Origin of the sequence: Sphingomonas sorbitolis (assembly GCF_036663875.1) — a bacterium.
In the GTDB taxonomy this organism is placed as follows: domain Bacteria; phylum Pseudomonadota; class Alphaproteobacteria; order Sphingomonadales; family Sphingomonadaceae; genus Sphingomonas.
Genome location: NZ_JAXOJS010000001.1, coordinates 244,631 through 259,476, shown reverse-complemented (window position 1 = coordinate 259,476; position 14,846 = coordinate 244,631). Strand labels below are relative to the sequence as shown.

Sequence of the window (14,846 nt, the reverse complement as noted above, 5' to 3'; positions counted from 1 at the left end):
ATGACCCCGGGCCTCCTCATCGCCGCGCCCGCCTCGGGCACCGGCAAGACCACCGTCATGCTCGGCCTCCTTCGCGCGCTTCGCGACGATGGCCTCGTGGTGCAGCCGTTCAAGAGCGGCCCCGACTATATCGACCCTGCCTTTCACCGCGCCGCCAGTGGTCGCGCCTCGTTCAACCTCGACAGCTGGTCGATGGCGGCGGCGATGCTCGACACGCTCGCCGCCAAGGCGGACGACGCCGACTTCGCGCTTGCGGAAGGCTCGATGGGGCTGTTCGACGGCGTCGCGAAGCCCGGCGCGACGGGCAATGGCGCCAGTGCCGACATCGCGCGGCGGATGGGCTGGCCGGTGGTGCTGGTGATCGACGTCTCGGGCCAGGCACAGTCCGCCGCCGCCACCGCGCTCGGCTTCAGCCGCTACGACCCGAGCGTCCCGATCGCCGGCGTCATCCTCAACCGCGTCGCCAGCCCGCGTCACGAACGGCTCGCGCGTAGCGGGATGGAGGCGGTCGGCATCCGCGTGCTCGGGTCGCTGCCACGGCGCGGCGACCTGAAGCTGCCCGAACGCCACCTGGGACTGGTGCAAGCCGCCGAGCACCCCGATCTCGACGCCCGCATCGACGAGTATGCGACGTTCCTGCGCGCGCATGTCGACATTCCTGCGCTCCGCGACGCCGCCTCGGCCGTCGCGCGTCCGGTCAATGCTCATACCTGGATCCGACCGCCCGCCCAGCGGATCGCACTCGCGCAGGACGCAGCGTTTTCATTCACGTATGCGCATGTTCTCGAAGGCTGGCGCAAAGCCGGCGTCGAGATCCTGCCGTTCTCGCCGCTCGCCGACGAAGCCCCGGCCGCACACGCCGATCTGGTCTGGCTTCCCGGCGGCTATCCCGAACTCCACGCCGGCAAGCTCGCCGCCGCCGCAACGTTCCGCGCAGGTCTGGCCGAGCACGCGCGCACACGCCCCGTCCACGGCGAGTGCGGCGGCTATATGGCGCTCGGCGAAGGCCTGATCGATGCCGACGGCACGCGTCACCGGATGGCGGGACTGCTCGGCCTTGTGACCAGTTACGCCCAGCGGAAAATGCATCTCGGCTATCGTCGCGCGACGCTCTACGCGTCGATGGGTGGCTTCACCGCTGACACAGCGCTGACCGGGCACGAGTTTCATTATTCGACGATCATCGACCAGCCCGACGCGCCGCTCGCGCACGTCACCGATGCCGAGGGCAACGTGGTACCCGAGACCGGCTCGTATCGCGGGCACGTCAGCGGCAGCTTCTTCCACATGATCGCCGCCGCGTCATGACCGGGTTCGTCTCGTTCGTCGGCTCGGGGCCGGGCGATCCCGAACTGCTGACGCTGAAGGCCGTCGCGCGGTTGCAGGCGGCGGACGCCGTGCTGTTCGACGACCTGTCCTCGGCCGTGCTCGGTCATGCGCGCGCCGGCGCCGATCTCGTCGCGGTCGGCAAGCGTGCTGGGCGCCCGTCGCCTAGCCAGGCGCACGTCTCGCAACTGCTGGTCGAATACGCGCAGTCCGGTCTACGCGTCGTCCGCCTCAAGTCGGGCGACGCGGGCATCTTCGGCCGCCTCGAAGAGGAGATCGTCGCACTGAGGGCGGCGGGTATCGCGTTCGAGATCATCCCCGGCGTCAGCGCCGCAAGCGCCGCCGCGGCCGCCGCGAATATTCCGCTGACCCGGCGCCTAAGTGCGCGCCGCGTCCAGTTTCTGACCGGTCACGACGTCACCGGCGACCTGCCCGAACAGCGCAACATGGCCGCGCTCGCCGATCCTGACGCGACCACGGTCGTGTTCATGCCCAAGCGCACCTTCCCCGCGCTGGCGGCGTCACTGATCGCGCATGGCCTGTCGCCCGACACGCCCGCGCTGATCGCCGAGAATGTCGGCCACCCCGATCAGACGCTGACCCGTTCGACGATCGCCGAGCTTGCCGCCCGGTTGCAGGACGGCTTCTCCGGCAAGCCCGCCCTGATCCTCTACGGTCCGCTGATGGAGGCGGAATGATCGACCTCCAGCTGATCGGCATCGGTACCGGCAATCCCGATCACCTCACGCGCGCCGCGATCAAGGCGATGAATGCCGCCGACCTGATCCTCCTGCCCCGCAAGGGCGACGCCAAGTCCGACCTGATCGACCTTCGCCGCACCATCTGTGCCGACGTGCTGACCGGCTCCACGCGCGTCGTCGAATTCGACCTTCCCGTACGCGATGCCGACGCGCCCTATCGCGAGGCCGTCGACCGATGGCACGACGCGATCGCCGAGGCTTGGGCCGAGCAGATCGCACGGCATCTTCCGAACGGCGGTCGTCTCGCGCTGCTCGTCTGGGGCGATCCCTCGCTCTACGACAGCACGCTGAGGATCGCCGACCGCCTGCGTGCCGACGGACTGCCGATGACGGTGACGGTCGTCCCCGGCATTACCAGCCTCCAGGCGCTAACCGCCGCGCATACGATCCCGCTCAACGATCTCGCCGCGCCGGTGCTCATCACCACCGGCCGCCGCCTGCGCGAGAGCGGCTGGCCGGACGCGGTCGATACGCTCGCGGTCATGCTCGACGGCCATTGTACGTTCGAGACGCTGAGCCCGGCCGGCGTCTCGATCTGGTGGGGCGCCTATCTCGGCATGCCGCACGAAGCGCTCGTCGCCGGCCCCCTCGCGGATGTCGCCGCGCGCATCGTCGGCGAGCGCGCGAGACTGCGTGCTGCTCATGGATGGATCATGGACATCTATCTCCTGCGCCGGACGCCGGTCCGCGGATGACCGCCGACACACCGCCGGTGTTCAAGGCCGACTTCGCCGCGCAGTTCGACATGCTGCTTCGCTGGCGGCGCGACGTCCGCCATTTCCTGCCGACGCCGATCACCGACGCCGACCTCCGCGCCTTGCTTGAAACCGCTGCGCTGGCGCCGTCTGTCGGCAATGCGCAGCCATGGCGCTTCGTACGCGTCCGCTCGCCAAGTATCCGCGCGCACCTAGCCGATCACGTCGATACCGCGAACGCCGTCGCCGCCGAAGCGCAGCTCGACCTCGATCGCCGTGCGCACTATCGCTCGTTGAAGCTCCATGGCCTTCGTGAAGCGCCGGAGGTCGTTGCCGTCTTCTCGGACGAGGCGCCGCTCGCCGGCCACGGCCTGGGCCGGACGACGATGCACGACACGCTGCGCTATTCGACGGTGATGGCGATCCACACCCTCTGGTTGGCCGCAAGGCTGCGCGGGATCGGCCTCGGCTGGGTTTCGATCCTCGATCCGGCCGCCGTCGCCACGATGCTCGACGTCCCGCGCGACTGGACGCTGATCGCAGTCCTCTGCCTCGGCTATCCCGAGCATCCCTCGACCATACCCGAACTCGAACGCCGCGACTGGCAGCACCGCGAACCCGTAGCCGATCGGATCATCGAACGCTGACCCAGCGCCCGATGATCCGCTTTCGTCAGGTCAGAACGCGACCTTGAACTGCCCGCCGATGATCCGCGGTTCGTTGATCATGCCGGTCAGATTGTTGAAGTCGATCGCCGAAATGCTGCGATATTGGTTGGTGATGTTGCGGACGAACGCGCCGACCTCATACCCCTGCGGCGATTTATAGCCGACCTTGAGACCGCCTTCGAGCGACGACTTGCCGGTGAACTCGACGGCTTCGTACAGGAAGAAGTTGACGCGGCTGCGGTAAACCCAGTCGGTATAGGCATAGACCTCGCCGCCATTGCCGAGCGGAACGCCGTAGCGCGCGGTCCAGTTGGCGATCCAGCGTGGCGCCTGGGGAAGGTCGTTGCCGTCGATGATCGCGAACCCGTTCACGATCGGGTCGAGTACGGTGCAGGTCGCGCAGACCCCGACGCCGATGTTCCGATCGCGAATTTCGGTGAAGTTGTAGCTTCCGCTCGCAGTCAGCGTCAGTTCGGGGAGCGGACGTGCCTCGAACTCGCCCTCGACGCCGTAGCCAATTGCCTTGTTCGCACTGATCAGCCGTGCCGAGTTGCTGCTGCCGCCGACCGCGGTGATCTGCAGGTCCTTGGTGCTGTACCAATAGGCGTCGAGCGAGAAGTTCACTTTCCGGTCGAGCAGCGTACCCTTGAAGCCGCTCTCGCCCGAGAAGGTGGTCTGCTTGGGCGCGGTGCTCTGGACGCTGCCGAATGTCACGCGGTCCTGGATTGCCGGGCCCTGATAGCCGGTCGCGAGCCGCGAATAGACGTTGATCGCGGGCGTCAGTTCATAGGTCGCGCTAGCATCCCAGGTGACGTTCGATCCACGCACGACCGCACGCGCCGGCAACGTGTCGCTGATCCCGCTGCCCGGAATCGGTGCGGTGACGAGGTCGTTGCGATAATCGTGCGAATAGCGGACGCCTGCGCGCAGCGTCAGCAACTCGGTCGGCTTGGCCTCGATCGACGCGAACACGCCGTAATTCTCGTTGCGATTGTCGTGGAAGATATCCTGCGTCAGGTCGGTCACGCGCGATCCGCTACCGCCGAACGCATAGTCGTACTGGTGATAGCGCAGCGTCTGGTGGAAATAATACAGCCCGCCCTGGAGGCGGATGCCGTTCATGTCCTCGCTGGCATACCGAAGCTCTTGGCTGAACTCCTTCGGCTTTGTCAGGCCACCGGTGTTCGACGGGAACAGCCCGACGCCGATCGCACCGATCGTCCCGCCGAGGAACGTGTAGTTGTTGCCGCCGTCGACGTCGCCGGTGCTCTCGACCTTGGCCTGCTCGTAGCCGGTGACCGAGTAGAAGGTGCCGATGCCGTCGAGATGATAGTCGAGCCGGAGGTTGGTGCCCCACTGCGTCAGGCTCTGACTGGTATAGCCGTCGAGCGTGGCGTGCTTAGGGTCGAACCCAGTGTTGAAGTCGTTCGTGCCCGGCTTGAACAATCCGGCGCGGAAGATGCGCGGCGATCCGGTGAGGTCGCGAACATGGACGTTCAGCAACGCGTTGAAGTCGCTGCTGGTATAGCCAAGCTGGAAGCGGCCGGCGACGTCGCGATAGCCCTCGAGCTTGCGGTCGGCGTTGCCCGTCGTGGAGTCGTTCTTAACCCAATCGTCGCGCGACTGGATGATACCCGAGGCGCGGAACGCGAACCCGTTGCCGATCGGCAGATTGAGCGCAGCCTCGCCGTTGATCGTGTTGTAGGTCGCCCAGGATCCAGTCGTATAGCCCGAGACCTTGTCGGGGTTCGGCTTGGCGGAATCGATCTTCACCACGCCGGCCGGCGTGTTGCGCCCGAACAGCGTGCCCTGCGGCCCGCGCAGCACTTCGACGCTTTGCAGATCGAAGACGGGGAACGACTTCAACATCGGGTTCTCGAGTGCGACGTCGTCGTACACGACAGAGACCGGCTGCGCGGCGTTGGGATCGAAATCGGTGTTGCCGAGGCCGCGGATATAGAAGCGCGGGAACGTGCGGCCGAACGACGATTCGACCTGGAGGCTCGGCGTGCGGCCAGCGAGGAAGCGGATGTCGAGACCGCTCGAATTGAGCACGTCGAGCTTTTCGCCGCTGATCGCGGTGACCGCGAGCGGCACGTCCTTCGACGATTCCTGACGGCGTGTCGCGGTGACGACGATCTCGCCAAGTCCCTGATCGCCGGCCGGATCGCTGGCAGTCTGGCCAGTTGGCGCTTGTTGCTGCGCGACGGCTGGCGCGGCGAAGACGAGGAGTGGCGCGCTGGCGGCCAACAACCGGGCGATGGCAGACGTACGAACGGGCAAGCGAATCATGGATGGTCCCCCCTTGGGCTTCGAACATCCTCCGGCGTCGATCCGTGTGACCCGGATCCGTCCCCGATCGGTAACACCGCTGTAACGTGCTGCAATAGGCGCGATCGGGCACGATGCATTTTTGCCGGGCACCGCGACATCTTTGCCCCAGTCGGCGCTGCCGACGCGGTGATGGTCAACGTCGGCGCTGCCGACGCGGTGACGGTCATCGCCGCGGAGGTCGGGTATACAGCGTTCGCATGGCCGCCTCCATCTTCGCGCGGTCGACTTGCAAGACGACGGTCTGCGCGCGTTCGCCAAGGTGGGGCCGGTACGCATCGTGCCACGACAGCGTATCGCCGTATCCGGCGGTCTGGCTCGTGTCGAAATCGATGTAGAGCGTCTCGGCGCGCGTGACGATGGCTGGCTCCAGCCAGGCCATCGCCGCAATCTCGTCCCACATCGGAAACCCCGGTTCGAGCCCGGTCTGAAGTGCGTCGGTGAGCGGGGTATGCGCCGGTTTCACACTGTCCAGAAAGCCGCGCGTCCACTGCGTCCCCGTGGACGGATCAATCGGCACCATCGTCACCTTCGGCCACGCCCCGTGCGCCATGATCCGCGCCGCTTCGGGATCCCAACGGATGTTGAATTCGCGGCGCGGCGTGTTGACGAACTCACGCGCAAATTCCGCAGCCGCCGGCGTGTCGAGCGTCTGCTTCGGATTGAGACTGCCCCCCATGTAGACCAGTTCCTTCACGTTCGCAGCAAAGCCCGGATCGAGGCTCTGCGCGATCGCGATGTTGGTCATCGGTCCCGTCGCGAACAGCGTGATCTGGTGCGGATGCGCGCGCACCATCCGGACGAGAAACGCGGCGGCGATTTCACCCGTCGGCTTGGTCACCGGATCGCCGATCGGCAAGCTCGGCACGATTGCGGGCGACGGCGTACCGGGGGACGACTGGCTCTTTGCGCCGGATGCAGGCTCGGTCCACGGTCCTTTGAATTCGAGCCGACCATATTGCCCCTCCCACCGCCTGGTCGCTTCCTGCGTGTTGAGGAGCGGAAAGGTCGCGCCCGGCACCACCGGCACATCGGTACGCCCGAGGATCTCGACCGTTCGTAAGGCATAGGCGGTCGCGGTATCGCGCCAAACCGAGCCACTGGTCGTGGTGATCCCCAGCACGGCGACATCGGGCGCCTGGAGCAGCAGCGCGGGGGCACCGTTCAGTCCCACCACGTCGTCGTCGATCAGGACAAGACGCTTGGCCGGCATATCCTTAGCCACGCCCGCGATGGGAAAGGCCAGCGCCATGAGCGACGCGAGACAAGAGGCCGAAACTGTTCGCATGGGCACGCTACACTCTTCTCTGCGGATGGTGTCTACGGATGATCGGCGTGAACATCCCCTGCCCGCATCGCAGCCGTCAATTGCAAAGCGGCAGCTCCCCTTTTCAGTCGCTATCGAGGGTGCACGATCAAGGCATGGGCGACATGTGCGTCGGCGGCCTCTTGAATTCGTTTCGATGCCCGTCCAACTCTCCGCCACGAATATTCAGCGAAGGTCGTTCCGTACCATGACTCCAGACACCGCTTCCATCGAACCCCAGACGACGACGCCCCACACTCATGCCTTCGAGGCGGATGTCGCGCGGCTGCTGCACATGATGGTGCACTCGGTCTATTCGGATAAGACCGTGTTCCTGCGCGAGCTGATCTCGAATGCTGCCGACGCGTGCGAGAAGCTGCGCTACGAGGCGTTGAGCGCGCCCGAACTGCTCGGCGACGAGACCCGCACGCAGATCGCGATCACGCTCGATCCCGAAGCGCGCACGCTCACGATCGAGGACAACGGCATCGGCATGACCGCCGACGACATGGGCGAGGCGCTCGGCACGATCGCGCGCTCGGGCACCAAGGCGTTCATGGACCGCATCGCCGCCAGCTCGGGCAGCGAAGGCGCACAGCTGATCGGCCAGTTCGGCGTCGGCTTCTATTCTGCGTTCATGGTCGCCGAAAAGGTCGACGTCGTCTCGCGTCGCGCTGGCGCCGACACTGCCTCGGTCTGGTCGTCGGACGGCCTCGGGACCTACACGATCACACCCGTCGACACCGCCGAAGCGCCTTCGCGTGGCACCCGCGTCGTGCTCCATCTGCTCGAGGACGCGACGTCGTTCACCGAGCGCTACACCGTCGAGCGGCTGATCAAGGACCAGTCGGGGCATGTCCCGGTCCCGATCACGCTGCGCGAAAAGCCCGATGCCGAACCGGTCGATATCGCAGATGGCGCCGCCTTGTGGACCAAGCCCAAGTCCGAGATCAGCACCGAAGACTATGCCGATTTCTATCGCAGCGTGTCCGGCCAGTTCGACGAGCCGGCGCTGACGCTCCACTATCGCGCGGAAGGGATGCACGAATATTCGGTGCTCGCCTTCGTGCCGGGCGCCAAGCCGTTCGACCTGTTCGATCCCGACCGCAACGGCCGGATGAAGCTGTACGTCAAGCGTGTCTTCATCACGGACGATGCTGAGGTCCTGCCGCGCTATCTGCGCTTCATGCGCGGGCTGGTGGACTCGTCCGACCTGCCGCTCAACGTCTCGCGCGAGATGATTCAGGAAAGCCCGATGCTCGCCGCGATCCGCAAGGGCGTGACCGGCCGCGTGCTGAGCGAACTCGACAAGCTCGCGACACGCGATGCCGACGCGTATGCGAAGATCTGGGAGAATTTCGGCGCGGTCCTGAAGGAAGGACTGTACGAGGATTTCGAACGCCGCGAGGCTCTGCTCAAGCTCGCGCGCTTCAAGACCACGACGTCCGGCGGCGCATGGCGTTCGGTCGCCGACTATGTCGGCGCGATGAAGGAGAACCAGACCGCGATCTATTATGCGGTCGGCACCGATCTCGACCGCCTCGAAGCCTCGCCGCAGCTCGAAGGGTTCCGCGCGCGGGGGATCGAAGTGTTGCTGCTGCCGGACTCGGTCGACGGGTTCTGGGTGACGGCGGGCATCGATTCCGACGGCAAGCCATTCAAGTCGGTCACGCAGGGCGCCGCTGATCTCGGGCTGATCCCGCTGGTCGATGGCGCGGAGGCCCCCACCGCCGATGCCACGCCCGAAGTCGCGGACTTCATCGCGTTCGTGAAGACCACGCTCGGCGACGCGGTATCCGAGGTTCGCGCGTCCGAACGGCTTACCGACAGCGCGGTCTGCCTGGTCGCGGCGGATAGCGGGATGGACCGCCAGCTCGAACGCATCCTGGCGGCCAGCGGTCAGGCGATGCCGGCCGCCAAGCCGGTGCTGGAGATCAACCCGCGCTCGGCGTTGATCGCCAAGCTGGCAGCGCTCGGCGAGGACGAGACGGCTCTGCGCGAGGATGCCGCACACCTGCTGTTCGACGAAGCGCAGATCGCCGATGGCGAGCGGCCGCTCGATGCGCGGGCGTTTTCGGCGCGGCTGAGCCGGCTGTTCACGCGGGCGCTCGGGTAACCGGTTTGCGTTCTCCCCACCCTGTGAGGTGGGGAGAAGGCCGGCCTCACATCCGGACCACGCGCGTCCCGATCCGTTCCGCTTCGGCCGGGTCATGCGTCACCATCAGGATCGGCAGCTTCAGCACGTCGCGGACGTGTTCGATCGCAACGAGGACTTCCTCGCGTCGCGCGCGATCCAGCGAGGACAGCGGTTCGTCGAGGAGCAGAAAGCGCGGGTGGCTAAGCAACGCGCGACCGATCGCGACGCGCTGCGCTTCGCCGCCCGACAAGGTGCGCGGCCAGCGATCCAGAAGGTGACCGATGCCGAGAAATGCGATTTGCTGCTCGAACGCGTCATGATCGCGGCCGGCGCCGTAGAGGAGGTTCTCCCGAACGCGCATGTGCGGGAAGAGGCGTGCGTCCTGAAATACATAGCCGGCGCGGCGACGTTCGGGGGGGACGTCGATGCCGTTCCCGAACAGCGTTTCGCCGTCGACCGCGATGCGGCCGCGGTCGGGGCGGAGCAACCCGGCGATCATGTTGAGCACGCTCGACTTGCCGATGCCGGACGGACCGAACAGCACCGTCGCGCCTTCCCCTGCGTCCAGCGTCAGCGCAACCTGTGCGTCGCCGAGACGCTTCTCGATATCGATCTCAAAGGACATGAAGGCCTCGCCCTGCGCGGCGTGTCAGCAGTTCGGACGCGATCAAAGCAATCAGCGACAACCCCACCGATACACACGATAATCGCCAGACCAACGCATCGGCACCGGGCTGCTGGAGCGCCGAATAGATCGCGAGCGGCAGCGTCTGTGTTTCGCCGGGCACATTGGAGACAAACGTGATCGTTGCCCCGAACTCGCCGATCGATCGCGCAAAGCCGAGCACCGCACCCGCCAATACGCCCGGCACGCTGAGCGGCAGCGTGAGCGTCCAGAATACGCGCCACGGCCCCGCCCCCAGTGTCCGCGCGGCATTTTCAAGTCGCCTATCCACCGCCTCGATCGAGATGCGCATCGCGCGCACCATCAGCGGCAACGCCATCACGCCCGCCGCAATTGCCGCGCCGGTCCAGCGGAATAACACCGTGACGCCGAACCAGTCCTGCAGCCAGGCGCCGATCGGGCCATTGGGACCAAATGCGAGCAGCAGCAACCAACCGGTCACGACCGGCGGCACCACCAGCGGCAAATGGATCGCCGCGTCGACCACGACTTTACCCGGAAAGCGGACCCGTGCGAGCAGCCACGCCAGCGCGAACGCAACCGGCAGGGTAACCGCCATCGCCACGCCGCCGACCTTCAACGACAGCGCGACGATCTCCCATTCGGCTGCATCAAGCATCTAGCGCGCGGAGAATCCGTAGCGAACGAAGATCGCCTTGCCCGCGGGCGAGACGAGGAAGCGGCGGAAGCCCTCTGCCTCCGGGTTCGTCGACGTCTTCAGCCGCGCGATCGGATAGGTGATCGCGGGATGCGTTGCGTCAGGGAAGACGCCAGCGATACGAACCTTGGCCGATGCCTTGGCATCGGTTGCGTAGACGATCGCGAGCGGCGCCAAGCCGCGCTCGACCAGTGCCAGCGTCGCGCGGACATTCTCCGCACGCACCACCTTCGGCAAAACCTGCGCCCAAACGCCGAGCTTTTCCAGCGACGCCTGCCCGTAATTGCCGGCCGGGACTGCGGTATCTGCCATCGCCAATGGCCCGGCCGTGAGGACGCGAACAAGGGCTGCGGGCGGGCGCACCGGGATACGGACCTTGCTGCCCGCCGGCGCCGCCACGACGAGGCGGTTCCCGAGGAACGTCACGCGGGTACTGGCGACGATTAGATTCTTCGTAGCGAGCGCGTTCATCCAGTCCTCGTCCGCCGACACGAACAGATCCGCGGACGCGCCGGCCTCGACCTGCCGTGCGAGCGCCGACGACGCCGCGAACGAGATTGTCGGCTTCACATGCCCGCTCCTCGCCCATGCGTCGGCAGCGGCGGTAAGCGACTCCTGTAGCGAGGCGGCAGCAAGCACCAGCGGCGGGCGCTGCTGTGCCTGGGCACCCGTCGCGCCAAGGGCGACCGTCATCACCAGCGCCGACGTCAGATACCGCATGCTGCTTGCCCCCTCGAACTTTGCGCATACCGATATATAGCGCGGGACCATAACGCTAGCCGGTTCGGTATGTTGCGCGCTTAGTTCGCCGTGACGCGTCCGGTCCGCGCGAGCTTGCCCCAGCCGACCAGCGGCCCCCGCAGAGCCTGCGCGATCGCCTTCAGCACGACGTAGTACATCACCTGACGGTAGCCGATCCGCTGCGGGATCAGCAACCAGAGCAACCGCCAGCGTTCCTTACGCTCAAGCGCAAACGCGATCGTCGCGGCGAGCAGGTCGATCGCGGTGAAGATCAGCCAATAGGCCAGCATCGTATAGACGTCGTGGCTGGTCTGTTCCCAGCCATGCGCCTGCACCGCGAGATAGGTCGAGGCGAAGCTGACCAGCAGCGCGAGGTCGATGATCGGCGAGATCGAGGCGAGCACGATCTGGAACACGATCGCCTGCGGCAATCCGACCCAGCCGAGCCCGCGCGGATGCGAACTGCCGATCGCCGAGCGGTGCTTGTAGAGGCACTGCAACGTCCCGAACGCCCAGCGGAAGCGCTGTTTGGCGAGCGCGCGCATCGTCTCGGGCGCCTCGGTCCAGGCGATCGCGAACTGGTCGTACTGCACCTTCCAACCATGGCGCTGGATCGCGATCGTGAGGTCCTGGTCCTCAGCGAGCGTGTCGTCGGGATAGCCGCCGACGCTGCGAATCGCCTCGAGCCGCCACGCGCCGACCGCGCCCGGCACGACCGTCATCGCGTTCAGCCGGGCGAGCGCGCGGCGTTCGAGGTTCTGCGCGGTGATGTATTCGAGCGCCTGCCATTTGGTGATCAGGTTGACGCGGTTGCCGACCTTCGCATTGCCCGCGACCGCACCGAGCTTCGGATCGTCGAACCAACGGGCCAGACGCGCGATGGTCATCGGTTCGAACTGCGTATCGGCGTCGAGCGCAATCACGATCTCGCCACGTGCCAGTTCGAGCCCGCGGTTGAGCGCGCGCGCTTTCCCTCCATTCTCCAGCGTCAGCAGGCGCACGCGGTCGTCGCTTGCGAACGCCTCGGACACGACGCGGCTGGTGCCGTCGCTCGAACCGTCGTCGATCACGATCACCTCGATGGCAACCTCTGCAGAGGCGAGCACGCCTTGTACGGCGCGAACGATCACGCGCTCCTCGTTGAACGCCGGGATCATCACGGTGACGAACCGCGACGGATCGATCGCCGGGAACACCGTCTTCAACTCGCGCCGCGCCTGGATGAGGGCGAGCGCCGACAGCGCCAAGGCGCGGATGATACCTATCGTGATCGCGATGCCGAAAATCCAGCGCAGCGCTACGACGATACCGCCAAGCGTGCTGAACAGCGCCAGATCGGCGACGGCGGCGACGCGGTCGCTCGACGAGATCACCGGCATCGACTGGTTGCGCGAAAGCCCGGCGAGCGTGGAGACGGGGACGAAGCTGTAGCCCATCGCGCGCAGCCGCTCGATAATCACCGGCAGCGCTGCGACGGTCTCCGCGCGGTTGCCGCCGGCGTCGTGGAGCAGGATGACGTTGCCGCTGCGTTCCGGATTGCCGGCCTCGACGCCGGCAATGGTCCGGTCGATGATCGCCTGCACGCCGGGGCGCTTCCAATCGTCGGGATCGACGTGGAGGCCGACCGAGATATAGCCGCGCTGCTGCGCTTCGAGCGCGGGGAGGATTTCGTCCGCGGTGCTCGGCTCGGCATCGCCGAAATAGGGCGCGCGGAACAGGCGCAATGACCGCCCGGTGAACGCTTGGAACAGCCGCTGCGTCGCGTTCAGCTCGTACTTCACCTGCCGCTGCGAGACGTTGGCGAGGTTGGGATGCGTATAGGTGTGGCTGCCGATCTCATGACCTTCATCGACCATGCGTTCGAGCAGCGGCCGCTCAGTCAGCGCGTTCTCGCCGATCACGAAGAACGTCGCCGGGGCATGCTCGCGCTTGAGCACGTCGAGGATCTGCGGCGTCCATTCGGGATCGGGGCCGTCGTCGAAGGTCAGCGCGAGTTGTTTCGGACGATAGCCGGTCCGCACCACGACATAGGGCGACGGCATCCGCGTGAAGACGACATCGGCGAGTGTGCCGTCCTTGGCCGGGACCGCGTCGCGGATGCCGGTGACGGGCTCGGCGGCGATCTTGAGGATCTCGCCGCTGCCCTCGATATCGACGTTGGTGCCGGCGGGCATCGCGTCGATCGCATCGGGGATCGGCAGTTTGCGATGTTCGCGACCCCAGATGGACCAGAGTCCGGGGTCCTCCGAGCCCAGACGCCAGAGCGCGACGCTGCCGAGGCCCGCCTTTTGCAGGAACGCGATCTGGTTGTAGGCCGACGCCGCATCGAGCAGCCAGACCTGATGCTGCACGCCGCCTTCGGAATAAGCGAAGCTGCTGTTGCCGCTCGCCTTGTCGAAGGTCGGCATCGTGCCCGAGTCCGCCGCGTTCTGCCACGCTTCCTCGACATCGAGTGCATCGCCGTTGCCCGCATCGGCGCCCGCGTGCCAGTCATACGCGTACGAGCCGATCGCGACGACCAGCTTCGACGGGGGGATACCGCGCGCTGCGTCGGCGACCATGCGCGCGAACCAGCGCTGCGAGGCGATCGGGCCGGGCGCGCCGCTGGTCTCGTGCTCGTCATACGCCATCAGGAAGACTTTGTCGGTCACCTTGGCGTAGGCGGGCAGGTTCCAGTCGGGGTTGCCGACCGGCGCAGCGATCGCGACCACCCAGCCGCGGGTAGCGAACCGCGCTCGCGTCTCGGCGAGGAACGTGCGGTAGTTGGGCTGCGCCGATGCGGGCAAATCCTCGAAATCGTAGAACACGCCGCCGGCATGGTTCGCGCTCAGGAACGGCACGAGTTTGTCTAGGAACGCCGCGCGTGCCTTCGGATCGGCGAACAGTGCGGCGCTGCCGGCGCCGTCCCAGTTCCCGTCGACCGCGTTCTGCACCATCGGCAGGATCACCGGGCGATGGACCGCCTTGTTGAGGATGTCGCGCCCGGCCTGGTCGCGGAACACGGTGATGTGGTGATCCTTGCCGGTGATCGAGACCCAGCCGGGGATCAGCCAGTCGAGTTGTTCGACGTGCCGCGCGAGGCTGGCGGTGCTCGCCTCGTCCCACGGCGCGTGGAAGGCGATCGCGAGTGCGGGGTTGGCGCCGTTGCCGATACCGGGCTTGGCGGCGCTCGTCCCGAAGAGCTGCTTGGCGTAGTAATTGAGGTCGCGGCGGGTCTCGCGAAGGATACCGCCCCGCGGCGCGGGCAGCTTGTGGAGTGCGGGGTGCTCGGGCTCGATCGGCAGCAGCGGCGCGGTCGGCACCGCGCCGATCGAGACGGCGAACACCGCGATCGACAGCAGCAGCAGCGCGATGAACGCCGCGACGCCGAAGGTGAACCGCCGCCGACGACGGCCGCTTGCATCATAGAATACGGGATTGAGCGACATGGTGCGAGTATCAACCGGCCGAAGGAAAACGGCAACTCGCCGCAATAATTCGCTACAATGCCGTTTGCGTGAGCGCTGCTGAAAAATGCGTCACGCATAGTTTAGGTAAC

Annotated in this window: 11 protein-coding genes; 5 read left to right on the top strand and 6 right to left on the bottom strand. The window is 66.4% G+C overall.

The window, feature by feature from the left end:
* From U1763_RS01060 to bluB, 4 genes are read left to right on the top strand one after another with little or no spacing between them, the layout of a single operon-like run.
* Complete coding sequence (locus U1763_RS01060) at nucleotides 1–1,308, top strand: cobyrinic acid a,c-diamide synthase CobB (protein WP_332753730.1); 1,308 nt, start codon at nucleotides 1–3, stop codon at nucleotides 1,306–1,308.
* Entirely contained in the window at nucleotides 1,305–2,024 is a 720-nt protein-coding gene (gene cobA / locus U1763_RS01055) for a uroporphyrinogen-III C-methyltransferase (RefSeq protein ID WP_332753729.1), read from the top strand. Before U1763_RS01060 ends, cobA begins: the two co-directional genes overlap by 4 nt.
* A complete protein-coding gene (gene cobF / locus U1763_RS01050) occupies nucleotides 2,021–2,782 on the top strand; it encodes a precorrin-6A synthase (deacetylating) (RefSeq protein WP_332753728.1) in 762 nt (253 codons plus the stop codon). Before cobA ends, cobF begins: the two co-directional genes overlap by 4 nt.
* On the top strand, nucleotides 2,779–3,429 hold the full coding sequence (bluB, locus tag U1763_RS01045) for a 5,6-dimethylbenzimidazole synthase (protein ID WP_332753727.1): 651 nt from the start codon (nucleotides 2,779–2,781) through the stop codon (nucleotides 3,427–3,429). Before cobF ends, bluB begins: the two co-directional genes overlap by 4 nt.
* Before the next feature lie 30 nt (nucleotides 3,430–3,459).
* Here the strand turns inward: bluB and U1763_RS01040 are convergent, their stop codons facing one another.
* Both U1763_RS01040 and U1763_RS01035 read right to left on the bottom strand, forming a co-directional pair.
* Nucleotides 3,460–5,742, bottom strand: coding sequence for a TonB-dependent receptor (locus U1763_RS01040; RefSeq protein ID WP_332753726.1), 2,283 nt, complete (start codon nucleotides 5,740–5,742; stop codon nucleotides 3,460–3,462).
* Between the two features lie 205 nt (nucleotides 5,743–5,947).
* Nucleotides 5,948–7,006, bottom strand: coding sequence for a nucleoside hydrolase (locus tag U1763_RS01035; protein WP_332753725.1), 1,059 nt, complete (start codon nucleotides 7,004–7,006; stop codon nucleotides 5,948–5,950).
* A 289-nt stretch (nucleotides 7,007–7,295) separates the two neighbouring features.
* Between U1763_RS01035 and htpG the strand changes: the two genes are divergently transcribed.
* Nucleotides 7,296–9,203 (top strand): molecular chaperone HtpG, encoded by a 1,908-nt coding sequence (htpG, locus tag U1763_RS01030; protein WP_332753724.1) that lies wholly within the window; start codon nucleotides 7,296–7,298, stop codon nucleotides 9,201–9,203.
* 46 nt (nucleotides 9,204–9,249) lie between these two features.
* Here htpG and U1763_RS01025 read toward each other — a convergent pair whose 3' ends face one another.
* From U1763_RS01025 to U1763_RS01010, 4 genes are all read right to left on the bottom strand, one after another.
* Nucleotides 9,250–9,849 carry an ATP-binding cassette domain-containing protein gene (locus U1763_RS01025; RefSeq protein ID WP_332753723.1) on the bottom strand — a complete coding sequence of 200 codons (600 nt, stop codon included), beginning with the start codon at nucleotides 9,847–9,849 and terminating at the stop codon, nucleotides 9,250–9,252.
* Complete coding sequence (gene modB, locus U1763_RS01020; protein WP_332753722.1) at nucleotides 9,839–10,528, bottom strand: molybdate ABC transporter permease subunit; 690 nt, start codon at nucleotides 10,526–10,528, stop codon at nucleotides 9,839–9,841. The genes U1763_RS01025 and modB overlap by 11 nt, the downstream gene beginning before the upstream one ends.
* The gene (modA, locus tag U1763_RS01015; RefSeq protein WP_332753721.1) at nucleotides 10,529–11,287 is read right to left on the bottom strand and encodes a molybdate ABC transporter substrate-binding protein; all 759 of its coding nucleotides are present in this window, start codon (nucleotides 11,285–11,287) and stop codon (nucleotides 10,529–10,531) included.
* Between the two features lie 80 nt (nucleotides 11,288–11,367).
* A complete protein-coding gene (locus U1763_RS01010) occupies nucleotides 11,368–14,736 on the bottom strand; it encodes a polysaccharide deacetylase family protein (RefSeq protein WP_332753720.1) in 3,369 nt (1,122 codons plus the stop codon).
* Nucleotides 14,737–14,846 lie beyond the last annotated feature (110 nt).